We start from the raw sequence: 24,064 nt of genomic DNA, 5'->3' as shown, positions 1-24,064 counted from the left end.
TGCAGAAAATGATTTATGAACCACTGTTTGAGCTGGAGAAGACAGGGATCAATATCGCTTATCATACGAAAAAGGGAAGATACAGCCCCACCCATTGGCATTCCGCTATTGAACTGATTTATGTGCTGAATGGAACAGCCACGATCTCCATAGAAGGAAAAGACTACAAGCTGGTGGCAGGGGAGTTTATCGTGGTGGACTCTAACCGGATCCATGAGGCACAGTGTACAAGGGTATCCATGATGGTTGTGATCCACTATTCCAGGGCCAGCATGCAAAATTATATGACTAAGATTGATGAATACCGCATCTACTGCTCCCGGCAGACTTTGAAAAAAGAAAAGCTGGATAAATATCTGGAAATCTGCGGTCTTTTAAAACGTCTGCCGCCTCTGTATGTGACCCGTCCTCCAGGATACCGTCTGCAGAGCCAGGCTGTGGCTATGGAAGTGCTATTTGTGCTGGTTAATCATTTTTCTGTTTCCACAGATTCGGCGGGATTGGTGAACGACGTCACGGTTCTGGAACGTCTGGCGGAGATAACTGCGTATATAGAGGCGCATCACAGGGAGAAGATCGTGCTGGAGGATATTGCGTCCCGTTTTTATCTGAGCAGGGAGTATTTCAGTCGGTTTTTCAGGCAGAATATGGGAGTGACATTTTCGCGTTATGTAAACCAAGTGCGGCTGATGCATATTTATCATGACCTTTGCAGTACCGGAGATGGCGTTATGGAACTGGCGGAAAAGCACGGGTTTGCAAATTATAAGCTGTTTAACAGAATGTTTTGGGAGATATATGGGTGTAAGCCCAGTGATGTGAGGAAAAAGTGAAAGAAGAGGTGCTTACATGGATGTAAGGCCGGCTAGGGAGATATTCAGACCGTTTTGGAGTGAATGTAAAGTTTCTGCGACAGGGAATTGGCGGGCAAATGCTGAATGAGGCTGCAAAGCTAGCTGCGGAGAAAAACGCGGAGTATCTGCGTTTATTTGTTGTGGATATAAAAGGTACCCGCAGTGAACTTATACTTAAAGAACGGATTCAGGCAGGTTGAAGGCATATACGAGGAAACTTCAGGATCCCGCTTTGCCAAGAGGCAGTGCTGCTCTTCTGCTCCTGCATGAACATAAAAAAACTTTCCGCACATGACATGCGGAAAGTTTTTTAATATATGCGGAAAAATTCCTTTATTGTGATCAGTACCAGAGCACTGCACAGAACAGCGGACAGAATATTCCGGTATTTCGCCCTGGGGATAAAGCGTTCGGCCAGATAGGTGACGCCGCATACTGTGAAATACATCATGGGCACAAGACCCGGCAGGATATAGCGTCCCTGAGGCTGGAGATCCACACAGTAAGAGTGGTAAAAGTTCAGGATAAACGGGGTAAGAGCAGCGATCAGCATTCCCCAGTTGAACACTGCTTTTCTTTGGATCTCCCCGTTTTTACGGAGCCGGAACATCTTTTTCAACTGCATCAGACATCCCAGCAGTCCGCCCAGGAATAAAATGTAATAGAGGATTATGATCCAGGGTTCCACCCAGTATTGAAGTTGGCCAAATACCCCCACAAAGCCGCAGAGGACCCTGACCATCCAGGGGCCGGTGAGCATGGAAAAGACCGAGTAGCCCAATGCTCTTCCGGAGGAAAGAGCTGTGGAGGGCCGGAACTGCTCCTGCGCATAGCGGTCTGCAAAATCATTGCTGGTGGCAAGTCCCAGCCAGTCACCGTCGTAGATCATATAATTGCGTACAAACCACCAGCCGCAGACAAGAAGGCCTGCAGCGGCAACCAGAATACCCCGCTTCAGCCAGTATTTCCAGTCGATCTGTTTCTTATCGGTGGTCAGGCAGCTCAGAGTAAAGACAAAGATGCTGCAGAGCAGGAAACCGTAAGCATTCAGATAGGACATAGCGCAAAGTCCAAGCCAGAGGCCAAGGAAGATGCAGCTGGGCACGTCCCAATGCCGTTCCATGCCCACCAGCCAATAATATATAATGGCAGCGCCGCAGCAGATAGCCATGGCGTCATTATTTACATAAACACCCATGAACAAAGCCTCAGGAAGAACCGCTACCAGGCAGACAAAGAACCATTTGCTGTATCCGTCAAACAGCTTTTTGCCGGCACGGAAGACGAAAAATACGGCTCCGGTTGTAAAGCAGGCAGAGACCAGTCTGGCAGCCCACAAAAGCTGCTGAGGGTCTGTGGAAAAAATACTCATTACTTTCATGAACAGGGCTGATATTATATAGGATAATATAGGAAGAAACGCGTAGGAGGTTCCCCATACGGGATTTCGTATGGAAGGGTCTCCGCCGTGGGGGAGTCTGCCGTGTTCGTAGATATACAATGGAATATCATAGCGCATTTTTTCATCGGGGCCTGCATCCAGAGGCAGCAAATGCGCCCAGTATGCACAAAAGATAAATATTCCTGCAAGAAATGCGAATTCGCAGAGAATATAAATACGCGGACGGTTAGAAAGTAAGTTTTTAATTTGTAACTGCATTGGAAATCCTTTCTATCGTATATTGTAAACAGGTCAGTCCTATAGTAACGCATCTTTCCTGAAATGGCAACGATTAATCGTCGACAATTTCTGAAGATTGGTAAAGAATTATATTTATATAAGAAGAAAAAGAGTTGTTTTCAGGTATAAAAAACCATATTTTAGACAATGGTACTTTGCGATTTTTAAAAAGACATGTTATAGTGTAACCAGAAACAAGTAACAGCGGTATTGCCGCGGACAGGAGGAGTATAATGAGAAAAAAAGCATTGGTAATTTTAATGGCAGCAGCCGTATTTGCGCTGGCGGGCTGCGGGGACAAAACTGACAAGGATACCGGTAAAGAAGATAAAAAGCAGGAGGAGACTTCAGCAGAGACAGAGGCACCGGGTGAGGCAGAGCCGGAGGTTGATATGGAAGGACCAGCAGCAGAGGCGGAGCAGATTTCTGAGAGTGATGGAAGGAAACTCATGGAGACTGCCGTTGCATTCACGGAGGACCTGATCGCTGCAAACCATGATAACCTTGTCAATAACTATGAGTATGAAGAGGGGGATATGAAGACGTCGGTGGAGAATGGAGAACTGGAGCAGGCTATCAGTTCCGCTGCAGCGTCATCCGGAGAATTTAAAGGTACAAAGGCAGCATGGCTGGGGGACCAGGCGGGAGATTACACCAATGTGCAGGTACCATGTGAGTTTGCGGAACAACCCTGGAATATGTTCATATCTTTTGCCGCTGACGGTAAGATTGGCGGCGTACATACGGATGTGTATAAAGAGACACCGTGATCAGATTTACAGGCCTTTATTATTGTATCGTAATATCTTGTCTGACAGCAGGATTTGCAGTATGATATCATAAGAGAACTTTAATACGGAGGATAAGATTATGTTATGCATTAAAAATGGTCTGGTTTACACGATCGCAGAAAAGGAACCTTTTAAAGGAGATGTCCTGATCGGGGATGGAAAGATCCGTGCCGTGGGTGCGGATCTGGAGATCCCGGAGGGCACGGAAGTTCTTGACGCGGAGGGGCTGGAGGTCTATCCGGGATTTGTGGAGGCCCACTGCCATACAGGGCTGGACGGTTACGGGATTGGCTATGAGGGAAGAGATTACTGTGAACTCAACGATTTGGTGACACCCCAGCTTCGTGCCATTGACGGGATCAACCCTCTGGACCCGTGCTTTCAGCATGCAAGAGAGGCCGGTGTGACTTGTATTGGGACAGGCCCTGGCAGCGCGGATGTGCTGGGCGGAACTTTTGCGGCAGTGAAGACTGTGGGGAAACGGATCGACAAGATGGTAGTGAAATATCCGGTTGCCATGAAGTGCGCATTTGGGGAGAATCCTAAGAACTGTTATCAGGACAAGGGGGATACTTCCAGGATGACCACTGCGGCACTTTTGAGGAATGAGCTGTTTAAGGCAAGGGCTTATATGGAGAAGAAAGAGGCTGCAGGGGATGATGTTCGGAAGCAGCCGGAGTTTAACCTGAAGCTGGAATCCCTGATACCGGTACTGAAGAAGGAAATACCTCTGAAGGCTCATGCACATCAGGCTAATGATATATTTACAGCTCTGCGCATTGCAAGAGAGTTTGGACTGGATATTACATTGGAACATGTGACGGAGGGGCATCTGATCGCGGATGAACTGGCGGGAGAGCATGTGCCTATGGCTGTAGGTCCTACACTGACCCATGCCACAAAGTTCGAGCTGCAGAATAAGAGCTGGACTACGCCGGGCGTTTTAGCTTCTATGGGATGCCAGGTGTCTATCATAACGGATGCGCCGGTGATACCGCAGGAATTTCTGCCGCTTTGCGCGGGACTTGCGGTGAAAGCCGGGATGGATGAATTTGATGCTTTGAAGGCGATCACGATTAATCCTGCAAAACATTTGGGGGTTGAGGATAGAGTCGGGTCCCTGGAAGTGGGGAAGGATGCGGATGTTGTTGTGATGAGTGGGAGTCCTTTGAAGGTGGAATCTTTGGTGAAGTATGTGTTTATTGATGGGGTGATGGTTTATCAGAATTGAAGAGGATTTGTGGATTGCGGATTGCGGCTTAGTGTGTGGTGGCTCACGGACGGCATGCGTGAAGGGAGGGCAGACAGACCCCATTGGTTCCCTTTCACGGGCAGCCTCCGCGGGCAAGTCCTGCTAAGTCAAAACGAGGCCCCGGTCAAGGCACCGGGCAGAACCGCCATCCAGCCTTTATGGCTGAATGGCTCAACTGCCCTGAAATTTCGGATGGTAACCGAAATTTCTCCTTGACCGGGGCCTCGTTTTGCCTAAGCAGGACTAAGCCCACTCCGGCCTGCCCGTGAAAGGGAACCGATGGGGCCTGCCCGCCCTCCCTTCACACATGCCTGGTTGTGGTGACGGAAGTGGAAGGCATGAGCGGGCGGGGAAGATCGGAATATGGTGACGGAAGTGGAAGGCATGAGCGGGCGGGGAAGATCGGAATATGGTGACGGAAGTGGAAGGCATGAGCGGGCGGGGAAGATCGGATTGTGGTGATGGAAGTGGGGGGCTCCTGGGGATCAGGAGCCGAAGAGTTCGTTTAGGAGGGTGGCTATGAATGTGCGGGGGAGGAGGATCGGGATGGGGAGGTGGTGTTCCAGTTCTTTTTTTAGGGCGATGCTGTAACCCATGCAGTCGGGGAGGATCAGGGACAGATTTTCTTTTTGCAGGGAATGGGCTTTTTCTTGCAGAAGGGAGCTTTTTAAGTAGGGGGAGAGGGCTTGGACCTGGACCTGGATGTCGCTCTCGGAAAACCAGCTTTGGGCCTGGGGGATTTGGGATTCGTCCGGGACCAGGAGACCTATGGGACGGTCGTCTGCCAGTTTTTGCAGGAGGCTGTGGATGAGGGGCTGGGGGATGATCAGCATCCTTTCGTGGCGGAGTTTGGGGAATTTGCCGGTGCAGAGGAGGACGGTGGCCTGACAGCCGCCGGCTTCTGCCTGAGTGATGCAGGACTGGACCAGGGGGAGAATGTGTTCCTCACCGATGATGACCTGGGAGGCGTCGCGCATACGGGTGACCAGGACGGAACTGTCCGGGCCGGGGGCGAAGTTCTGGTTGATGTAGTCTTTGTCAAAGGGGTCCAGGGCACCGTATTCCTCAAGGGTTATGTTGGGAGCCAATAAAGGACAGATGTCCCCGGTAATATCGGTCCGGGGACTCTGTCCTATAGTGACGGCTCCTATTTTTATCTGGGTCCGGGATGCCGGAGTTTGATTTGTATCAGATTTTTTCATAGTGAGCACCTTGTCTTTTTCTGTTGTGGAGCCGTGTTGGCTGCATAACTGTATTTTTTCTTTATGGTGACAGAAGATCCGGCAAGCGGTTTTCTATTATCTGCCGAAGGTCTGGAAGACTTTCATTTCGCCGTAGAGTTCCAGAAGGTGAGCGTATTCCTGTTCGTTGTAGAAGGAAATCTTGCCTTCTCCGTAGTCTTTGGCTACTTCAACTGCAAATCTTGCTGCGGATTCTACGTCAAGAGGATGGCTGGCACCTGTTGCACAGCCGGCTACCGGCTGCTCGGTGGTGATGGCGACACCTACTACAGGGGCATCTGTAGCTGTTGCAGGCTGCAGGATGCTGTTTAAGTGGTGCAGGTCATTGCCGTAAGGTGTGATGTCCTGCTGGGAAACCGGGAATACATACGGCAGTTTTCCCGTCACGCGGGTCATTACGTCCAAGAGGTCATCGCTGACTTCCAGAATGTAGCCGCTCTTGATGGTTGGGGAGATGGCAAAGCCGTTGGTGTTGATGACTTTGTTGCCCTTTGTGGTGTCAATGGAGATAATGGCGTCCATGCGGGGGTCTACTTCTTTTTCGTTGTTGGTCTGCATGTCAATGGATGAATCCATGAACGGAACAGGATAGTGATCCTGTGTAGGAGCATCCGGGCAGATGTGGGTGGCTACAAGAATGTCGCCTTTCAGTACATCGCCGTTTTTGTTCATCTCAGCAAGCTTCAGACCTGCGGAGAGTGCTGCCAGGGCACCGTCACCGTCGGAGACGAAGCCTGTCAGTTCCGGGCGTGCGCCCAGGCCGCCCAGACGTCCGATAATGCCCAGAGTCGGGGTGCTGCCGCCGCTTGATCTGCCGTCGCTTCCTTTGATCAATACAGTGATGCAGTCTGTGCTGCCTTTTTCACTGGTTACGGTCTCCACGGTAACTTCATGTGCGCCGCGCTCTTTTAATAACTCTGTGATCTGTTTTCCGTTTGCTGACGGTGTGTCAAGCATGTCAAATAATTCCAAAACCTGTCTTAAAATCATTATGAATTCCTCCCATAAATGTGCGTTTTTATTCAGTCTATAACAACGACTGTCGAAAATCAATAGATTTTTGCGTATTATGTCGAAAAAGGAGTTGCAATTTAAAGCGCTAAAAGGTATAATACCTATAAAATTTGTCCCAAGATATTTTTTGTTGAGGAAAAATTGATATAAATGGGACAGATAAATAACTTTATCCTGGTAAAGTGTTACAACGAGGCAGTAAAAGGAGGAAAATTATGAAAAGAAAGAGTTTAGCATTAGCGCTTGCCGCAGTGCTCTGCGTATCCTCCCTGACAGCGTGTGGGAGCTCAGGAAACGACAGCAAAAAAGACACGGCTGATAAGGGAACCGAAGCGGGAACAGAATCCGGCGGTGAAACAGAACAGGTGGAAAAAGAACAGATTGAAGTGCCTGACGAACCTACTAAGGGAGGAACCCTTACCGTATCCTTATCCTCTTCACCGAGGAATCTGGACCCGGCGAAATATACAGGTTCTTATGAGGGCCAGGTGATCAACAACGTATGTGACAGGGTTGTTGAGTACAACAAAGATTTATCAGAGATCGTACCTTCATTGGCAGAGGAATGGACAGTCAGCGATGACGGACTTACATACGTGTTCAAAATCCGCCAGGGTGTAAAATTCCAGAAAGGTAAATACCAGGACGGACGTGAGATGACAGCAGAAGATATCGCTTACTCCTTAAACCGTTCCGCAAAAGATTCTTCCCTGAATCGTCTGGATATGCTGGAGAACGCAGAAGTGACAGGTGACTGGGAAGTGACATGTACACTGGCTGAGCCAAACGCAGCGTTCCTGACAGCTCTTACCGATGCAGGAAACTCCATTGTTCCCAAAGAGGAAGTTGAGGGATGGGGAGATGACTTCGGTGCACATCTGGTAGGTACAGGCCCATTTGCAATGGAATCCTTTGAGCTTGACCAGCAGTCTGTACTGGTGAAAAACCCGGATTACTGGGTAGCAGAACCAAACCTGGACAAACTGGTATTCAAAGTGATCACAGATTCCAACCAGGCAGCCAATGCCCTGAAGACAGGTGAAATTGATATAGCATCCAGTATCACAGGTGAGGCAGTGAAGTCCGTACGTGACGACTCCAAACTGCAGTTAATGGAGATGCCGGGTCTGCATGTGGCTTACATTTACTTCAACCAGGTAAATGGACCTACAGCTGACAAAAAAGTAAGAGAAGCATTGATCAAGGCTATCAACGTGGAAGAAATGACAGCCAGCATCTACCAGTACGGGGAAGCTGTTCCGGCTAAATTATCTCTGCCGCCGGGATCCTGGGGATATGATGCATCCTGTGAAGAACTGGTACCGGATTATGATCCGGAAGGCGCTAAGAAGCTCCTTACAGAAGCAGGATATCCGGATGGATTTGAATGCGACCTTTATATTTCCAATACAGCATTACGTGAGAAAATGGCAACTCTGGTACAGGCATACTTAAAAACAAACCTGAATGTTACGGTAAACATCAACAAGAGCGAGTGGGGTACCTTCAGTGAGTCCGCAGCTTCAGGAAACGCCCATATGTACGGCATGTCCTGGACCTGGTATCCGGATCCGTACTTCTTCCTGAACAAGCTGTTCTCCAGCAAAGAGATCGGAGCTCTCGGCAATGGTCAGGGATTCTCCAACGCAGAAGTTGACCAGCTGCTTGACGACGCATTGAAAGCGACAGACCAGAACGAACGTGCAGAAATGTATAAAAAAGCACTGAGGATCGTGACAGAAGAACTGCCGGGTATCTTCTACTCTAACGAGAATGTTATCCACGGCCTGAATCCGGAAGTACAGGATTTTGTACAGAAGGCAGACAACCAGATGTTCTTTGTGACACCGTGGACAAATGTCTGGAAAGTACAGTAATCAGTTAAGTTAAGAGTAAATGAGGTTGCAGGGGGTATTGCTGTTCGCGATGCCCCCTGCTTGTCAGATTAAAATGAAAAGGGCGGTAGAAATTCGTGTTAAAAACCATTTTGAAGAGAATCTTACAAAGTATTCCAACCCTCTTGATCGTAGTGACGGTAACCTTTATTCTGACCAGAATGATTCCAGGTAACCCAGCCCGAAGCTTACTCGGGCCTCAGGCATCTCCGGACGCCATTGAGGAACTGGAAGAGGAGATGGGACTGAATAAGAGTAAGGGAGAACAGTATGTGGATTACATGTTCAATGTCCTGAAAGGGGATTTCGGAAAATCCTATGTATACAACAAATCGGTGACAAGCCTGATCGCGGAGAGGATTCCAAATACACTTGTCATCACCCTTACAAGTCTTGTAATTGCATTGATCATCGGACTTGCCATAGGTGTTTTTTCTGCACTGCACCAGTATTCTATCCTGGATTATGTGTTCATGATCCTGGCTCTGGTGGGTGTGTCTATGCCTATCTTCTGGTTAGGTATGATGCTGGTTATGACGTTCAGCGTAAATCTGGGCTGGTTCCCGGCTCTGGGTATGGGTGATATGAGTCAGGGACTGGGGAATTTTATCAGCCATATGATCCTGCCCTGTTTTTGTCTGGCAACCATACCTACAGCTACATTTGCTAGGATCACCCGTTCCAGTATGCTGGAAGTTGTGAATAATGACTCTATAAAATCCCTCCGTGCAAGAGGTATCAAAGAGAGCGTAGTCATCTGGAAGCATGCACTGAAAAATGCACTGCCGCCAATCGTTACGGTTCTGGGACTTCAGCTTGCCCAGGCATTTACCGGGGCTATTCTGACAGAGAGTATTTTCTCCTGGCCGGGGATGGGCACCATGATCGTAAGTGCCATTGACAACCGTGATTATCAGCTTATCCAGGGAACCGTCCTGTTCATTGCAGTGGTGTTCGTTGTGGTCAATTTGCTGGTGGACGTGGTCTACATGCTGATCAACCCGAGAGTAAGCTACGAAAGCGGAAAAGGAGGAAACTAAATGAGCGCACAGAATACAGAAGCCTTAGGCGTAAAAGCTCAGGAGGACATGCTGAAAAAAGAGCGCCGGGCCAATAATGTCTGGAATAAACTGAAAAGAAATAAGACGGCTATGATCGGTCTTTTCATCGTGCTGTTTATGGTGTTCATTGCCATTTTCGCTCCCATCATAACAAATGTGGACCCGGATGAGATCCATCCTCTGGACACCTTTCTGACTCCGGGGCAGAATGGTCATATTTTCGGAACGGATGAGTTCGGAAGGGACCTGTTTGCCAGGGTTCTCTATGGTTCACGTGTCTCCATCATCGTCGCAGTGGGCGGTACCATTGTTGCAGGTATCATTGGGATCCTGCTGGGGCTGGTAGCCGGTTACATGGGCGGATTTATGGATGCTTTTATCATGCGTATTATGGACGGCCTTCTGGCTTTCCCGTTTGTCCTTCTGTCCATTATCCTGATGACAGTCCTGGGACCGGGAATTGTCAACGTGATCATAGCCATCGGTGTGGGGAATGTGCCCAGTTTTGCCAGGGTTGTGCGCGGTGAAGTGCATATTGTGAAAAATGAAGAATATTGTAACGCAGGAAGAGTTATCGGTGTTTCCAATATGAGAATGCTGTTTTCACATATTCTGCCGAACATTCTCTCCCCGGTTATCGTTTACGCCACACTGGGCGTTGCTGGTGCCATTATTTCTGAGGCTGCCCTGAGCTTTTTAGGACTTGGTATCTCCACACCGACTTCATCCTGGGGAAGTATCCTGCGACAGGGTAAGGACTGCCTGAACACGGCTCCTCATGTAGCTATGATCTCCGGTCTGTTCATCCTTGTCACAGTTCTTGGATTCAACCTTCTGGGTGATGGCATCCGTGACGTACTTGACCCGAAGATGAAGAAATAAGCAGGAGGTGCCAGATGAGCGATTTTAAAGAGAGAGTACAAAAGAGGGTGGAGGAGATTCTGCCTGAGTTGATCGGACTTTCCAACACGGTTTGGGAACATCCGGAATATAATTTTAATGAATTTCATGCCTGCAGATCCATGTCAGAACTTCTTAAGAAATTCGGCTTTCAGGTGACAACAGGTGTGGGCGGTGTTGAAACTTCCGTGAGAGCTGTGTATGACACAGGGAAGGAAGGTCCAAATATCGGTATTTTCGGCGAATTTGACGCGGTTCCGGGAATGGGGCATTCCTGCGGACATAATCTGATGTGTGCTATGGCAGTTGGAGCCGGCGAAGCGGTCCATTCTGTCATGGATGAGATTGGCGGTAAAGTGACCGTATTCGGAACTCCTGCGGAGGAAGGCGGCGGCGGTAAGATAATCATGTTGAACAACGGCGCCTTTCAGGGGCTGGATATTGCCATGATCCTTCACTCAGCCAGCGATACCGTGGTGAATGATATCTCTTATTCCCGGACAGATGTGATCGTGGACTACTATGGAAAAACATCCCATGCAGCCACATGGCCGGAGGAGGGGATCAGTGCCCTGAATCCTGTGCTGGACCTGTTCCAGATCGTAAATTCCATGCGTCTGGAGCTGGCTGACAAAGGCAAGATCATTGGTGTCATCTCCAAGGGCGGAGAAGAGCCAATCTATATACCGGATCATTGTCAGGCCAAGTTCACCATTCGTTCCTTCAGCATGAAGTATAAGCTGGAGCTGCTGGAGCGTTTCAAGAATATCTGTGAGCACGTAGCTGCCATTACCAATACAAGACTGGAGTTTTCCTATGACGGACTTTCCTATGAGGATATCCGCAACAACCAGTCTTTGGAAAATGCCTTGGAAAAGAATTTCACAGACCTGGGCGAGATCGTGAGGCCGAGAGAGAAAGCTCTGGGCATCGGCTGTACGGACATGGGAAATGTGACCCATGAGATACCGGGACTGCAGTCTTATGTGCTGGTAGTGCCGGAGACCAGAGGTCATACAAAAGAGTTTGAGGATGCCTGCTACAGCGAAGCCGGACACAAGACCATTGCAGTTGGTTCCAAAGCCATGGCTATGACTGCCGTGGATGTTCTGACAAATCCGGAGCTTTTGGAGGCGGTCAGAAGAGACTTTAAGGAAATGAAGGAAAAATACGAATAGATGAGGAGTTATTATGAGTGATACCTTACTGACAGTAAAAGATTTAAAGACTTACTTTTTCCTTGCAAGCGGCGTGTCAAAAGCAGTGGATGGTGTCAGTTTTGAGTTGAAAAAGGGAGAGACCATGGGAATTGTGGGAGAATCCGGCTCAGGCAAGAGTGTAAGCTCCTCATCCATTATACGTCTGCTTCCGCCGCGTACCGGAAAAATTGTGGGCGGCAAGATCGACTTTGACGGCAAGGATGTGCTGAAGCTTACCAAGAAAGAGCTTTTGGACTTCCGCGGCAAGGATATAGCAGTTATTTTCCAGGACCCCATGACAAGCCTGGACCCGGTATTTAAAATCGGAAACCAGATGGTTGAGATGATCTGCGCCCATCAGGATGTGGATAAAAAGACAGCCTGGAATATGGCAGTGGAAGCGCTGAAAAAGGTAGGGATCCCCCAGCCGGAAAAACGTATGGAGGCATATCCATATGAGTTGTCCGGCGGTATGTGCCAGCGTGTTATCATAGCTATGGCAGTATGCTGTAAGCCTAAACTGGTCATTGCCGATGAGCCGACAACCGCTCTTGACGTTACCGTTCAGGCCCAGGTGCTGGCGCTTCTGCAGGAACTGCAGGACGAGTATAATACTTCTATCCTGCTGATCACCCATAACCTGGGTGTTGTATGGGAAATGTGCGATACAGTTATGGTGCTCTATGCGGGCAATACGGTTGAGTATGCGACCACTAAAGAGCTGTATGCCAAACCCATGCATCCGTATACCTGGGGGCTTCTGGATTCTATGCCAAAGCTCTCTGATGAGAACAAAGGAATTCTGAACACCATACCTGGAACACCGCCTGACCTGCGTTTGACAGGAAAATGCTGTAACTTCTACAACCGCTGTCCTTATGTGACGGACAAATGCAGGGATGAAGTACCGCCTCTGGTAGAAGTGGAGCCGGGACATTTTGTGGCCTGTCACAGGCAGAATTTGGAGAATAAATTAGTCAGAGGGGAAGTGAACGAAGAAAATGAAGGATGAGAAAAAGGTTCTTATGAAGGTCAGGAACCTGACCAAGGAATTTAAGATAAAAGCCAGCAAATTCGGTGAGCAGCCCCAGGTTCTCCATGCAGTAAACGATGTTTCCGTGGATATCTATGAGGGTGAGACACTGGGTATTATCGGAGAATCAGGATGCGGTAAATCCACATTTGGAAAAACTCTCATCCAGCTTCATAAGGCCACTTCCGGAAGTGTGGAGTACAACGGCAGGGATATTTTTTCCTTACAGGGAAAGGAACTGAAGGACTTAAAGAGGGATATCCAGATGGTATTCCAGGATCCGTACTCCTCCCTTGACCCCAGAAAAACAGCGGCAAAGATTATCGCTGAACCTTTGGTGGTGCACAAACTGGAGCCTGACAAGAAGAAAAGAGATGACAAAGTGCTGGGACTCATGCGTGAGGTTGGCCTTGACGTACAGCATGTGAACCGTTTCCCTCATGAGTTTTCAGGGGGACAGAGGCAGCGTATCAATGTTGCCCGGGCACTTGCCCTGAATCCCAAGCTGATCATCTGTGATGAGCCGGTTTCCGCTCTGGACGTATCCATCCAGGCGCAGGTACTGAACCTGTTTAACCGTCTGCAGAAGGAATATAACCTGACTTATGTATTTATCTCCCATGACTTGGGCGTTATCAAACATGTAAGTGACAGGATCGCGATCATGTATCTGGGCAGAATCGTGGAGCTGTGTGATGCGGATAAGCTGTATGATAATCCGCTTCATCCATACACAAAGGCACTGCTGTCCGCGATCCCAACGGAATCTCCTTTTGTAAAGAAAGAGAGAATTGTCCTAAAAGGAGATATTCCCAGTCCTATCGGGGACCAGAAAGGCTGTCCGCTGGCAGGAAGATGTCCGCAGTGCATGGAGCGATGCCGTAAAGAAATGCCTAAGCTTATGAAGCAGGAGGAGGGCCATCAGGTAGCCTGCTTCCTGTATGATGAGAAATAAAAATAACGGCTGCCGCCGGGTGCTGCAAAATGCATATCCGGCGGCCGTGTATTTATTCTATTAAGAAAGTGTGAGCGAAAATGAGTAATGTGACAAGAGAAGAAATCCTGAAACTGGCTGAGAGCCAGACAGAAGACTTTATTAAACTGGTATCTGATCTGATCAGGATCCCAAGTGAAAATCCTACCGGAACCCAGAGGGAAGTGGTGGATTTTGTTAAGAATTATCTGAAAGAGGCTGGCATTGCCAGTGAGGAAGTTGCGGCACATCCTGATTTCCCCTGTGTACTTGCAAAGATCGGTAAAGAGGATGGATTCAGTGTTATCTTAAACGGTCATGTGGACGTTGTTCCGGCCGGTGACAGAGAGCAGTGGGAGTTTGACCCGTTCTCCGGGGAAGTGACAGACAAACTGATCCTGGGAAGAGGAACTTCCGATATGAAAGCCGGCGTAGCCGGGCTTCTGTTCGCCATGAAGATACTCACAGAGTCAAAAGCAGAGTTGAACGGCAATATCCGACTCCACATTGTTTCCGATGAGGAGAGCGGCGGGGAATACGGTTCCAGATGGCTGTGTGACAATGGGTATGCAAAGGATGCGAATGCCTGCCTGATCGCGGAGCCAACATCCAACAATACTATCGAGATCGGCCAGAAAGGCGGCCTGACTTTGATCATGAAAGCCAACGGTAGATCCGCACATGGAAGCCTGGGCGGATTTAAAGGGGAAAATGCCATCATTAAGCTTTCCAAGGTACTGGATAAGCTGCAGGGCCTGACAAAAATCGAGGGACATTTTAAGGACAGCCAGGCTCATGCACTGGAGAATTCCAAGCTGATTGCACAGCAGGAGATTGGTGAACCGGGAATCGGTGAGGTTATCAGCCATGTTTCCGCCAATGTTGGTGTGATCCAGGGCGGAACACGTCCAAATATGGTTCCCGATTACTGTGAGGCTATTGTGGATGTACGTCTTCCCATCGGTGTGGACCATGAGGAGATTGAGGAGATGGTGCGCACCATGATCCGTGAGAGCGGTGAGACAGGTATCGAGTATGAAGCGCAGTGGAAGAGCGAAGGCAACTACACAGACGAGGATGCAGCGATCGTGCAGACCGTGAAGAAGAATGCAGAGGCACTGTGGGGCATTGATGTGATTCCCGCTTACCAGTGGGCATCCAGTGATGCAAGAGAGTACCGCGCACAGGGTATTCCTACCATTCAGTACGGCCCGTCCAATACGGAAGGTATTCATTCTTATAATGAGAATGTGGATATTGAGGATGCAGTGAATGCGGGAAGGATTTATATTCTGTCACTGTGTGATCTGATGGGAATTGAATAAGTTGAAATAAAAATATGAAAGACCGGAAGAAGGAATCTAATCCTTTTCCCGGTCTTTTGTGCAATATCACAGATTGCCTGTGCTTTGGATAAGCGCTATAATGTAAAGACGGATAGCCATGTTACAGGGTGGACTGATTGTAAAGACATACTTTGCAATTTCTATCCGGGAAAATGATCAAACATCTTCCTGAACTGGGACGGTGTGCAGTTATTGATCTGTTTAAACGTTCTGTTAAAAGACGGCAGACTGGAAAACCCCGACTGCAGCGCAACATCCATAATGGACAGATCCGGATTCTCCAGCAGTTCCGTTGCGCGTGATACCCGCAGAGATGTAATATATTCGGGCAGGGACATCTGGTAATATTCCTTGAAAATCCTGGAAAAATGGTATTTGCTGAATCCGGCAAAGGCAGCCAGGTCTTCCAGACTGATCTGTTCTGTATAATGTTCTTTTATGTATTCTGTAACCGCATCAAATTTTCTGTCATATGCTTTCTGCTGCGGTGTTTTCTGAGCAGAGAGCGAATTCTCAATCTGATAATTATGTTCCCCTATCACAATGAAAAAATGGAGAAGTTCTTCATACAGACGCATTTCCTTAAAGCTGATATCACTGTAAAACAATCCCTTGATCTTTATAAGGGTCTCCAGAGGGTTGTCTGTAAAGGATACCGTATCCGTTACATCAATGACAGGCTGGCAGCAGAGGAGCTGCCTGTGCGTGATAAAATCATGAAGCTGGGGCAGCAGCATGTTGGAAAACTGCAGGACCAGGCAGGGCGCCGTGCTGTTTTTGGTCAGTGCGTGCAGGCTGCGGGGCGGTATGATCACCAGTTGGTTTTCTGTGAGTGTGTACGTCTCATTTCCAAGAGTGACAGCCATATCATTGGACAGTGGCGCAACGATTTCCATAAAACTGTGCCAATGCATAGGGAAATGAGAGTAGTAATGTCCGAATGATACATTAATGGACATATCATGTTCAAAGTACATTGGTTCTGACAAATCTGCCTTGATCATAATGATTTACTCCTTTAGATTTAATAGTGAAAAAGCATAATATTATATTGCATATGACAAACAAATCGACAAAATTTAACAAAGTAAGACAAGAAACATCTATACTGGATATTATAAGTTAAATATTGCGATAAATAAATGTATAAAATGCACAAAAATAATGCTGCAAAAATGTGAATATACAACAAAGGCATATTAATAATTTGCACTTACTCAAAATATAAAGCAATAAATGGGGTATATATAGCAATTATTTAATGGAAAATCCTTTATTACGATGCTATAGTAAATATATCAAAACCGAAGCGCGTGTAGGTAAGAGCAAGACATAATCATGGCAGAAAATAAATGAGTGCAGAACAGAAAGGAAAATGAAATGGGAATCATTGATGGAAAGACCATTTGCCAAGTGGCATTGGTGGTAAAGGATCTGGACAAAACAGTAGAAGAGTATGCAAAACTGTTTGGGGTTCCAAAGCCGGAGGCATTCCGTGTGCCGGAAGAATCTGTGGCACATACACAGTTTAAGGGAGCGCCCAGTAAGACGAGGGCCAGGCTGGCGGTTTTCGATTTGGGTCAGGTGGTTCTGGAGATTACGGAACCCGATGAGGAGCCCAGTTCCTGGAAAGACTTCCTGGAAAAGAATGGAGACGGTATCCATCACATTGCATTTATGACAGACGACAGGGATGCGGCAGTAAAATACTTTGAGAAAAATGATATGCCGGTCCGCCATTACGGGGAATACGAGGGCGGAAACTACACAGTATTTGACAGCAAGGAAAAACTGGGGACATTTGTACAGGTAAAATACGAGCCGAAAAAGTAACGGTCCGGCAGGTCTGCGTATTCACTGCGCTGGCCGTGAGAATTCATTCCGCAGCCAAGTAAAAATTCCGGCGCAGCGGTTCTGCATGGATTTTGGCTTGTGACTGTGAGGGGTACGGAACAGTTACCCGAACGATAAGGTGAATGGGGTAACGCAGGAAAGGAGAAACGTATGAAGAAAAAATTAGCAGCAGCATTATTAACGTTATGTATGGCAGCAGGTACACTGGCCGGATGCGGCGATTCAGCAAGTACATCCGGGGACGGAGAAACACAGCAGCCGGAAGAAAAGACAGAGCTGAGCGACGAGGCAAAGAAGGCACAGGAATCCGTAAAGACGAATGCGGAAGAACTGAAAGCATTGGGGCTTGAAGTGGAAGATACAGATTTGACCGGAGAATTTACATACTGGTCTGCGTTTACGGGGGATTCTCAGGTGTGGGACCAGAGCCGTGTAGATGCGTTCAACGAATTATACGAAGATAAAGGCATTAAGTGCAACGTACAGTTTGTACCGGACGGGGCAGGTATCAACAACGGGAAACTGCTGTCAGCCATTGCGGGCGGTCAGGCACCGGATCTGGTTATCTGTGACAATGCGGTTTCCGCCTATTCCTACGCGGCAAACGGGAGTTTTGAAATGCTGGAGCCGTATCTGGAGCAGGTAGACCTGAATGTAGACAGCTTTTTCAATGGATGTAAGGATGTTATATATTATAAGGATGAACCATATCTGATTCCTCAGGACACCAATGTCATGCTGCTGTATTACAATCCTGATATTGCGAAAGAGGCCGGGCTGGATCCGGAGAATCCACCCAAAACGTTAGATGAGCTGGATCAGTGGGCAGATGCCATGACCATTCAGAAGGATGACGGGACATATGAAAGATTTGGTCTTATCCCATGGCTGGACTTAAAAGATGACGCTTTTACACTACCATTTTTCTTTGGTGCCGACGTATATGATTCTGAGACCAACAAACTGAATCTGACATCCCCGGAAGTGGTTTCCTGTATGGAATGGCTGCAGTCCTACGGACAGAAATATGACCCGGAGAGAATCCAGTCCTTTACCTCAGGACTTGGAGGAATGTTTTCTCCGGACCATGCATTTATGACAGGTAAGGTAGGCATGACCATCACCGGAAACTGGTTCTCCAATGCGCTGCGTGTATATGCGCCGGATGTAAATTATAAAGCCTGCGCGGTACCGGTGCCGGAAGGCGGACGGGCTAACAGCACTACGTTCCAGACCAATGTATTTGCAATACCGAAGGGTTCAGAGAATCCCGAACTGGCTGCACTGTTCATTAAATTCTGTATGTCAGGTGCGGTTAATGAGGATAACTTTGCACAGTGGAGAAGTATCCCTACAAGTGACGCAGAGTTTGACAATGTCAGCCTGACAAAAGAGGGCGATGAAATGTATCTGATGGAGAGAGAACTTGCGAACTCACCGGAAAACGGAATACCCGCATTGTGCTCCTGCTCGGCTGAATTGTCCAAAGCATTTGTAACCTTCCGGGAAGGTGTTATTTACGGAAACATTACGGATATTCAGGGAGAACTTCAGAAACTTCAGGATAAATACCAGGCAGAACTTGATAAAGCAGAGTAAGCTCATCTGCGGTTTTTATGGAATACTCTGTGCGGCACATAAGTGCCGTACAGAGGGTTTCATCAGAATGAAAGGAGATTCAAAATGGCAAAACCGGATGGGAAGAGGAAACACAGAAAAGGCCCCAGTCTGGAAGTGATACTTTTATATGCATTTTTGATTATTTTGGCTATTCTGTTCGTTCTGCCGATATTTTATCTGTTTATGGGATCTTTTAAGGCAGAGAGTGAACTGTTCAGGACGCCGTTTAAATGGCTGCCTGATAAATTCAGGCTGGATAACTTTGAGAATATGTTTTCGTCAATTCCTTTTTTTAAGTACTTGAAAAATACAATGATCATTGTGATCTGCAATATTGCCGGTTCTCTTTTATCCTGCTCCCTGGTGGCATACGGATTTTCTAGACTGCGCTGGCCGGGACGTGATAAAGTTTTTATTTTAGTACTCATTACCATGATCCTTCCGTATCAGGTAACACTGGTGCCCCTGTTTCTTATGTTTACCAAGATGAAATGGATCGGGACTTTTCTTCCCCTTACCGTTACCTGCTTTTTCGGAAACCCGTTCTTTATTTTCCTGCTGCGCCAGTTTTTTACAGGGATTCCCCAGGATATTTCGGAAGCTGCCCGTATTGACGGGGCCGGGGAATTTACTATCTTCTCAAAGCTGGTTATCCCAATGGCTAAACCTGCATTGACTACGGTTGCTATTTTTGCATTTATACGATCCTGGAATGATTTCTTAGGACCGTTGGTATTCTTGGGGAAAGATGAACTGTACACACTGTCTTTGGCGGCTTCTATGCTGAAATCCAATCTGGATCCAAACTGGAGTATGCTGTTGGCGCTGGGAGCAGTTATGATCCTGCCGGTATTGATCCTGTTCTTTGTTATGCAGAAGTATTTTATCCAGGGTATTGCCATGTCGGGAATTAAGGGGTAGGAGGGGAAAATAATGAAAAAAATGAATATGAGAAAAAAAGAGGCCATTCATGGGCTGCTGTTTGTTTCCCCATGGATAATCGGTTTTCTGGTATTTACCTTATTTCCGATTTGTTCCTCCCTGTATTATTCCCTGTGTGATTACCAGGTGATCAAAGACCCTGTCTTTATCGGACTTGACAATTACAAAATGCTGTTTCAGGATAAAACGTTTCTGAAGGCAATGAGTAATACCGTTTATATGATCATTTTTGGAGTCCCTATCACTACATTTATTGCAGTGGCGGTCTCCATTATAATGAATAACAAGAAGTTAAAATACACCGGACCGTTCCGGGTGGCATTTTTTATTCCTACGCTGGTGCCCACAGTGGTGGCATGTCTGCTTTGGATATGGGTTATGCAGCCCGAGACTGGTATTATCAACCGCCTGCTCAGCTATATTGGGATTCAGGGCCCCGGATGGCTTTCCAGCATGTTTTGGTCAAAGCCTGCGCTGATCATTATGATGGTGTGGACCTGCGGCAATGCCATTATTATTTATCTGGCAGGTCTGCAGGATATACCCGACAGTCTTTATGAGTCGGCAGCTCTGGATGGGGCAGGGTTTTTCAGACAGACTATGTCCGTAACCATTCCGCTTCTGCGCTCTACGATCCTTTATAATGTAGTGACATTGATCATTGCGGTGTTCCAGTGGTTTGCAGAGCCGTACATTATGACAAACGGAGGCCCGGACAATCAGACTATGTTCTATTCCCTGTATTTGTATCAGAATGCGTTCTCTTACTTTAAGATGGGATATGCATCCGCTATGGCTTGGATCCTGTTGTTGATCGCACTGGGAATTATCTTGGTACTTTTCAAGGTCTTCCGGTTCGGGGAGTCAGATTATTAGGAGGCAGTATGATTGGATTAGTGACCGGCGCCAACCGTGGGTTGGGCTATGAGATGGTAAAAGAAGGACTGCTTAGGGGCCACACGATGCTGGCCGGATGCAGGAAAGGCGCAGATGAAGCATACGCCCGTGATCTGCTGGAGCAGAAAACAAAGTATCCGGACAGCCTATTGATCCTGGAGATGGATGTGATCAATGAAGAAATGGTAAAAGGTGCGGCGGAGCGGGTGCGTCAGAAGTACGGGCACATAGATTTTCTTGTGAATAACGCGGGAGTGCTGTTTGAAAAAATGGTAATGCCGGGCGATGCTGTCGCTGATTTAAATGTGGAAATGTTCAGAAAGACATTGGATGTGAATGTGACAGGTACGGCTATTGTTCTGAAATATTTTATCGGTCTGCTGTATGCGTCTGAGGATGCCTGTATTATGAATATCACGTCCGAGGCAGGGCATTTAACGCCTCAGGGCTACAATTATCTGGCATACTCAGTGTCAAAACATGCTGCTAATATGTATACGCAGAAAATACGGAACTATCTGGCAGAGGAGAAGGCAGACAGACATATGCGGATCTATATGATTCATCCGGGCCGCATGGATACTATTATGGGAAAAGAGAATGCCCAGATTCCGCCTTCGGAGTCAGCTTTAGGTCTGCTTGACATTCTGGACAGGAAAAAACAGATACCTGATATGGATGTTCCCTTCATTAATTACAGAGGAGAGCCAATGCCATACTGAGAGGTGAGGAAATATTCTGCTATTAGATCCCGGGACGATAGGCAGGCCCGGAATACACATGAAAATACAGTGAGGAATCAGATATGAGAAATGTAAATGTTGGAATACTGGGATGCGGCGTCATCAGTAATACTTATATCCGGGATATCAAACGCTTTTATCCCTCCCTGCATCTGGCGGCCTGTGCGGATGTGAATGTGGAGCTTGCAAAAAGCCATGCGGAGAAATACCTGATACCGTCAGGGTGTTCCGTGGAGGAAATGCTTGCCATGGAAGATGTGGAGCTGGTGGTGAATCTGACGCCTCCTCAGTTTCACATGGAATTGAACAAGAAAATACTGCAGGCAGGAAAACATGTATTCTGTGAAAAGCCATTTGCCCCCACGGCTGCCCAGGCCCGGCAGGTTATGGATCTGGCGGATGAGAGGGGGCTTCTTGTGGGAAGTGCTCCGGACACCTTTCTGGGATCTTCCCTGCAGACATGCAGAAAAATCCTGGATGACGGGTGGATCGGAAAGCCTCTCTATGTAACTGCCAATATGATGTCAAACGGTGTGGAGACCTGGCATCCGGCACCTGCCAATTTTTACGGGCAGGGGGCAGGGCCCCTGTATGACATGGGTCCGTACTATTTCACGGCACTGGCAGCACTGCTGGGTCCTGTGAAACGGGTCAGCGCTTTTTCCGGTACGGGGTTTCCGGTACGGAAGGTTTACACAGGCCCTCTGAAAGGGCAGGAGGTTCAGGTTGAGACGCCCACTCATTATTCGGGGACTGCGGAACTGGCATCGGGTGTGATCGTGAGCATGAATATCAGTTTTGATATCTGGCATTCCAATCTGCCCATGTTTGAAATATATGGAACAGACGGGACGCTGGAGGTGCCGGACCCCAATATGTCCGGCGGGCGGCCCAGGGTCTACAGGAAGGAAAGGTCTCTGGATGTACTGTATGATGACAGCCAGGAGACAAAGGAAAAGCAGAACACGAGTGTGGAACTGCCTGAACTGTATCCCCATATAGGTGATTATACCAGGGGGATCGGCGTTCTGGACTTGGCCTGTGCGATAGATGAGAAAAGAAAACCAAGGGTTAATGCAGAGATGGCCTGCCATGTGATTGAAGCCATCACGGGTATGATGGAATCGGCACAGGACAGGAAAGTATATGAAATGAAAACTACCTGCGAAAAACCGGAGCCTATAAAAACAGGCACGCCAGCGGGCAGAATATAAAAACAAAAAAAGAAAAGTGAGGTAAAGAGTATGAGTGCAGTAGTCGGTACAGATTTAGTTTGCCAGGTTGGGTTTATTGTTAAGGACATCAATGCCACAAAGAAGAAATGGGCAGAATTTTTAGGTGTGGAAGAGCCGGAAGCAGCTCTCTGCGGGGAATATGAGACAACGCGGACAGAATTTAAAGGCCAGCCGGCACCGGAGGCCAACAGTTATCTGGCATTTTTTGATGTGGGTCCGGGTCTCCAGCTTGAACTGATCCAGCCAAATGAGGCGCCCTCCACATGGAGAAATTACCTGAATGAGCATGGCGAGGGCATTCACCATGTGGCATTCAACATAAAGGGAATGAAAATGCCGGAAGCAGTAAAACGCTGTGAGGACTTGGGCATGGTGCTGGAGCAGAAGGGTGAGTACGGCGATGCCAGCGGAAGATATACTTATATGAATGCTTATAAAGACCTGAAATGTATTGTGGAACTGCTGGAGAGCGACAGATAACAGGAGGATATGCGGATGAGACTGGGATTATCCAGCCCTCTGGAGCACAAAAGCCCATGGGAATGGGCTGGGAAGATGAACCGGATGGGATGTACTTCTGTTAATTTCCCTGTGGATCATACCTGCGATGAGGATCTTCTGGAGGAATATGTTAAGGCAGCTCATGAATATGGACTGACGATCGCAGAGGTGGGCGCCTGGTGTAATCCAATCTCCCCGGATGCCAAAGTCAGGGAGGCGGCTCTGATCAGGTGTATTGAGCAGTTAAAGCTGGCCGATAAGATAGGTGCCAGATGCTGTGTCAACGTCTCAGGTTCCAGAGGAGAGCGATGGGACGGCCCTTATAAAGAAAATCTGACACAGGAAACCTGGGATTTGGTGGTGGAAAGCATACAGCAGATCATTGATGCTGCCGATCCGAAAAAAACTTATTATACCATTGAACCCATGCCGTGGATGTACCCTATGGGTCCAAATGAGTATGTGAAGCTGATCCATGATGTGGACAGGGAGCGGTTCGCCGTGCATATGGATGTGTTCAATTGGATCACGACCCCGGAGAGATATTTTTATCATGAGGAGTTTATGGAAGAGTGTTTTTGCAAACTCGGTCCTTATATCAGAAGCTGCCACCTGAAAGATGTGGTCCTTTTACAGGAATTTACCCTGCAGTTTAGGGAGACGGCCTGCGGCAGGGGAACCCTGAATTTGGAAAAATACGCAGAGCTTGCCGGCAGGACAGACCCGGATATGCCGCTGATCATTGAACATCTGGACGGTGATGCGGCTTACCTGGAAAGCCTGGATTATGTAAAACAGCGTTTTGGACGGGCAGGTATCACAATATAAGAACAGACAGCCGGAGCGAATGCAGGGGGAATCCTGCCGCTCCGGTTTATTCATAATAATAGAAAGTCCGCGGGGCGTGCTTTCTGTTGTTTTGTCTGGATTCGCTTTATAATTGTTGAAAACAAGGGATCTTTAGCATAATATGAATATATAGATCAACATTACTGTTTACAGAATTGGAGCAGGGCTGTGGATAGTCAGATA

22 protein-coding genes are annotated in these 24,064 nt (G+C 47.8%); 18 read left to right on the top strand and 4 right to left on the bottom strand.

All coding sequences use genetic code 11. The features are described from left to right. Positions 1 to 8: 8 nt before the first annotated feature. Positions 9 to 833, top strand: coding sequence for an AraC family transcriptional regulator (locus tag A4V09_RS18325; RefSeq protein WP_065544863.1), 825 nt, complete (start codon positions 9 to 11; stop codon positions 831 to 833). Between the two features lie 331 nt (positions 834 to 1,164). Here A4V09_RS18325 and A4V09_RS18320 read toward each other — a convergent pair whose 3' ends face one another. Continuing rightward, positions 1,165 to 2,514 carry an ArnT family glycosyltransferase gene (locus A4V09_RS18320; RefSeq protein ID WP_065543608.1) on the bottom strand — a complete coding sequence of 450 codons (1,350 nt, stop codon included), beginning with the start codon at positions 2,512 to 2,514 and terminating at the stop codon, positions 1,165 to 1,167. 254 nt (positions 2,515 to 2,768) lie between these two features. Here A4V09_RS18320 and A4V09_RS18315 point away from each other — a divergent pair, with 254 nt between their 5' ends. Continuing rightward, positions 2,769 to 3,305, top strand: coding sequence for a hypothetical protein (locus A4V09_RS18315; RefSeq protein WP_065543607.1), 537 nt, complete (start codon positions 2,769 to 2,771; stop codon positions 3,303 to 3,305). A gap of 100 nt (positions 3,306 to 3,405) precedes the next feature. Then, positions 3,406 to 4,557, top strand: coding sequence for an amidohydrolase (locus tag A4V09_RS18310; protein ID WP_065543606.1), 1,152 nt, complete (start codon positions 3,406 to 3,408; stop codon positions 4,555 to 4,557). Between the two features lie 506 nt (positions 4,558 to 5,063). On the opposite strand, the gene A4V09_RS26545 is transcribed toward A4V09_RS18310, so the two are convergent. Together A4V09_RS26545 and A4V09_RS18295 are read right to left on the bottom strand one after the other, a co-directional pair. Further along, positions 5,064 to 5,780 (bottom strand): AroM family protein, encoded by a 717-nt coding sequence (locus tag A4V09_RS26545; RefSeq protein ID WP_084043663.1) that lies wholly within the window; start codon positions 5,778 to 5,780, stop codon positions 5,064 to 5,066. Between the two features lie 96 nt (positions 5,781 to 5,876). Further along, complete coding sequence (locus A4V09_RS18295) at positions 5,877 to 6,809, bottom strand: DUF1177 domain-containing protein (protein ID WP_065543603.1); 933 nt, start codon at positions 6,807 to 6,809, stop codon at positions 5,877 to 5,879. Between the two features lie 239 nt (positions 6,810 to 7,048). On the opposite strand from A4V09_RS18295, the gene A4V09_RS18290 reads away from it, so the two are divergent. The 7 genes from A4V09_RS18290 (at position 7,049) to A4V09_RS18260 (ending at position 15,219) form a co-directional block, all read left to right on the top strand. Further along, positions 7,049 to 8,710, top strand: coding sequence for an ABC transporter substrate-binding protein (locus A4V09_RS18290; protein ID WP_065543602.1), 1,662 nt, complete (start codon positions 7,049 to 7,051; stop codon positions 8,708 to 8,710). Positions 8,711 to 8,805: 95 nt separating this feature from the next. Next, a complete protein-coding gene (locus A4V09_RS18285) occupies positions 8,806 to 9,768 on the top strand; it encodes an ABC transporter permease (RefSeq protein ID WP_065543601.1) in 963 nt (320 codons plus the stop codon). Beyond that, complete coding sequence (locus tag A4V09_RS18280; RefSeq protein ID WP_065543600.1) at positions 9,769 to 10,671, top strand: ABC transporter permease; 903 nt, start codon at positions 9,769 to 9,771, stop codon at positions 10,669 to 10,671. A gap of 14 nt (positions 10,672 to 10,685) precedes the next feature. Further along, entirely contained in the window at positions 10,686 to 11,867 is a 1,182-nt protein-coding gene (locus A4V09_RS18275; protein ID WP_065543599.1) for a M20 family metallopeptidase, read from the top strand. Between the two features lie 13 nt (positions 11,868 to 11,880). Then, complete coding sequence (locus tag A4V09_RS18270; RefSeq protein ID WP_065543598.1) at positions 11,881 to 12,900, top strand: ABC transporter ATP-binding protein; 1,020 nt, start codon at positions 11,881 to 11,883, stop codon at positions 12,898 to 12,900. Continuing rightward, positions 12,890 to 13,876, top strand: coding sequence for an ABC transporter ATP-binding protein (locus A4V09_RS18265; RefSeq protein ID WP_065543597.1), 987 nt, complete (start codon positions 12,890 to 12,892; stop codon positions 13,874 to 13,876). The genes A4V09_RS18270 and A4V09_RS18265 overlap by 11 nt, the downstream gene beginning before the upstream one ends. 80 nt (positions 13,877 to 13,956) lie before the next feature. Further along, positions 13,957 to 15,219 (top strand): M20 family metallopeptidase, encoded by a 1,263-nt coding sequence (locus A4V09_RS18260; protein ID WP_171286847.1) that lies wholly within the window; start codon positions 13,957 to 13,959, stop codon positions 15,217 to 15,219. A 161-nt stretch (positions 15,220 to 15,380) separates the two neighbouring features. Here the strand turns inward: A4V09_RS18260 and A4V09_RS18255 are convergent, their stop codons facing one another. Next, positions 15,381 to 16,244, bottom strand: coding sequence for an AraC family transcriptional regulator (locus tag A4V09_RS18255; protein WP_065543596.1), 864 nt, complete (start codon positions 16,242 to 16,244; stop codon positions 15,381 to 15,383). A gap of 352 nt (positions 16,245 to 16,596) precedes the next feature. On the opposite strand from A4V09_RS18255, the gene A4V09_RS18250 reads away from it, so the two are divergent. The 8 genes from A4V09_RS18250 to A4V09_RS18215 all read left to right on the top strand — a co-directional run bounded on the left by A4V09_RS18250 (position 16,597) and on the right by A4V09_RS18215 (position 23,860). Beyond that, positions 16,597 to 17,073: a VOC family protein gene (locus tag A4V09_RS18250; RefSeq protein ID WP_242963864.1), complete on the top strand. Its 477-nt coding sequence runs from the start codon at positions 16,597 to 16,599 to the stop codon at positions 17,071 to 17,073. Positions 17,074 to 17,244: 171 nt separating this feature from the next. Next, positions 17,245 to 18,693, top strand: a complete 1,449-nt coding sequence (locus tag A4V09_RS18245) for an extracellular solute-binding protein (protein ID WP_065543594.1) — start codon at positions 17,245 to 17,247, stop codon at positions 18,691 to 18,693. A gap of 84 nt (positions 18,694 to 18,777) precedes the next feature. Beyond that, positions 18,778 to 19,635 (top strand): carbohydrate ABC transporter permease, encoded by an 858-nt coding sequence (locus A4V09_RS18240; RefSeq protein ID WP_065543593.1) that lies wholly within the window; start codon positions 18,778 to 18,780, stop codon positions 19,633 to 19,635. A 12-nt stretch (positions 19,636 to 19,647) separates the two neighbouring features. Then, entirely contained in the window at positions 19,648 to 20,532 is an 885-nt protein-coding gene (locus A4V09_RS18235; RefSeq protein ID WP_065543592.1) for a carbohydrate ABC transporter permease, read from the top strand. An 8-nt stretch (positions 20,533 to 20,540) separates the two neighbouring features. Continuing rightward, positions 20,541 to 21,275 carry an SDR family NAD(P)-dependent oxidoreductase gene (locus A4V09_RS18230; RefSeq protein WP_065543591.1) on the top strand — a complete coding sequence of 245 codons (735 nt, stop codon included), beginning with the start codon at positions 20,541 to 20,543 and terminating at the stop codon, positions 21,273 to 21,275. Positions 21,276 to 21,358: 83 nt separating this feature from the next. Further along, entirely contained in the window at positions 21,359 to 22,510 is a 1,152-nt protein-coding gene (locus A4V09_RS18225) for a Gfo/Idh/MocA family protein (protein ID WP_065543590.1), read from the top strand. 30 nt (positions 22,511 to 22,540) lie between these two features. Continuing rightward, positions 22,541 to 23,011: a VOC family protein gene (locus tag A4V09_RS18220; RefSeq protein WP_065543589.1), complete on the top strand. Its 471-nt coding sequence runs from the start codon at positions 22,541 to 22,543 to the stop codon at positions 23,009 to 23,011. Between the two features lie 15 nt (positions 23,012 to 23,026). Further along, positions 23,027 to 23,860: a sugar phosphate isomerase/epimerase family protein gene (locus A4V09_RS18215; protein ID WP_065543588.1), complete on the top strand. Its 834-nt coding sequence runs from the start codon at positions 23,027 to 23,029 to the stop codon at positions 23,858 to 23,860. The last annotated feature ends 204 nt before the right edge of the window (positions 23,861 to 24,064 follow it).

It is taken from the genome of Blautia pseudococcoides, from assembly GCF_001689125.2.
GTDB lineage: Bacteria > Bacillota > Clostridia > Lachnospirales > Lachnospiraceae > Blautia > Blautia pseudococcoides.
Note: the sequence above shows the minus strand (reverse complement) of the source record. Positions and strands in the feature narration are given on the sequence as shown.

Bases quoted from the DNA above. Each gene is read 5' to 3' on its own strand.
- A4V09_RS18325 (WP_065544863.1), top strand. From the start codon at position 9: ATGATTTATGAACCACTGTTTGAGCTGGAGAAGACAGGGATCAATATC.
- A4V09_RS18320 (WP_065543608.1), bottom strand. From the start codon at position 2,514: ATGCAGTTACAAATTAAAAACTTACTTTCTAACCGTCCGCGTATTTAT.
- A4V09_RS18315 (WP_065543607.1), top strand. From the start codon at position 2,769: ATGAGAAAAAAAGCATTGGTAATTTTAATGGCAGCAGCCGTATTTGCG.
- A4V09_RS18310 (WP_065543606.1), top strand. From the start codon at position 3,406: ATGTTATGCATTAAAAATGGTCTGGTTTACACGATCGCAGAAAAGGAA.
- A4V09_RS26545 (WP_084043663.1), bottom strand. From the start codon at position 5,780: ATGAAAAAATCTGATACAAATCAAACTCCGGCATCCCGGACCCAGATA.
- A4V09_RS18295 (WP_065543603.1), bottom strand. From the start codon at position 6,809: ATGATTTTAAGACAGGTTTTGGAATTATTTGACATGCTTGACACACCG.
- A4V09_RS18290 (WP_065543602.1), top strand. From the start codon at position 7,049: ATGAAAAGAAAGAGTTTAGCATTAGCGCTTGCCGCAGTGCTCTGCGTA.
- A4V09_RS18280 (WP_065543600.1), top strand. From the start codon at position 9,769: ATGAGCGCACAGAATACAGAAGCCTTAGGCGTAAAAGCTCAGGAGGAC.
- A4V09_RS18275 (WP_065543599.1), top strand. From the start codon at position 10,686: ATGAGCGATTTTAAAGAGAGAGTACAAAAGAGGGTGGAGGAGATTCTG.
- A4V09_RS18270 (WP_065543598.1), top strand. From the start codon at position 11,881: ATGAGTGATACCTTACTGACAGTAAAAGATTTAAAGACTTACTTTTTC.
- A4V09_RS18265 (WP_065543597.1), top strand. From the start codon at position 12,890: ATGAAGGATGAGAAAAAGGTTCTTATGAAGGTCAGGAACCTGACCAAG.
- A4V09_RS18260 (WP_171286847.1), top strand. From the start codon at position 13,957: ATGAGTAATGTGACAAGAGAAGAAATCCTGAAACTGGCTGAGAGCCAG.
- A4V09_RS18255 (WP_065543596.1), bottom strand. From the start codon at position 16,244: ATGATCAAGGCAGATTTGTCAGAACCAATGTACTTTGAACATGATATG.
- A4V09_RS18245 (WP_065543594.1), top strand. From the start codon at position 17,245: ATGAAGAAAAAATTAGCAGCAGCATTATTAACGTTATGTATGGCAGCA.
- A4V09_RS18240 (WP_065543593.1), top strand. From the start codon at position 18,778: ATGGCAAAACCGGATGGGAAGAGGAAACACAGAAAAGGCCCCAGTCTG.
- A4V09_RS18235 (WP_065543592.1), top strand. From the start codon at position 19,648: ATGAAAAAAATGAATATGAGAAAAAAAGAGGCCATTCATGGGCTGCTG.
- A4V09_RS18230 (WP_065543591.1), top strand. From the start codon at position 20,541: ATGATTGGATTAGTGACCGGCGCCAACCGTGGGTTGGGCTATGAGATG.
- A4V09_RS18225 (WP_065543590.1), top strand. From the start codon at position 21,359: ATGAGAAATGTAAATGTTGGAATACTGGGATGCGGCGTCATCAGTAAT.
- A4V09_RS18220 (WP_065543589.1), top strand. From the start codon at position 22,541: ATGAGTGCAGTAGTCGGTACAGATTTAGTTTGCCAGGTTGGGTTTATT.
- A4V09_RS18215 (WP_065543588.1), top strand. From the start codon at position 23,027: ATGAGACTGGGATTATCCAGCCCTCTGGAGCACAAAAGCCCATGGGAA.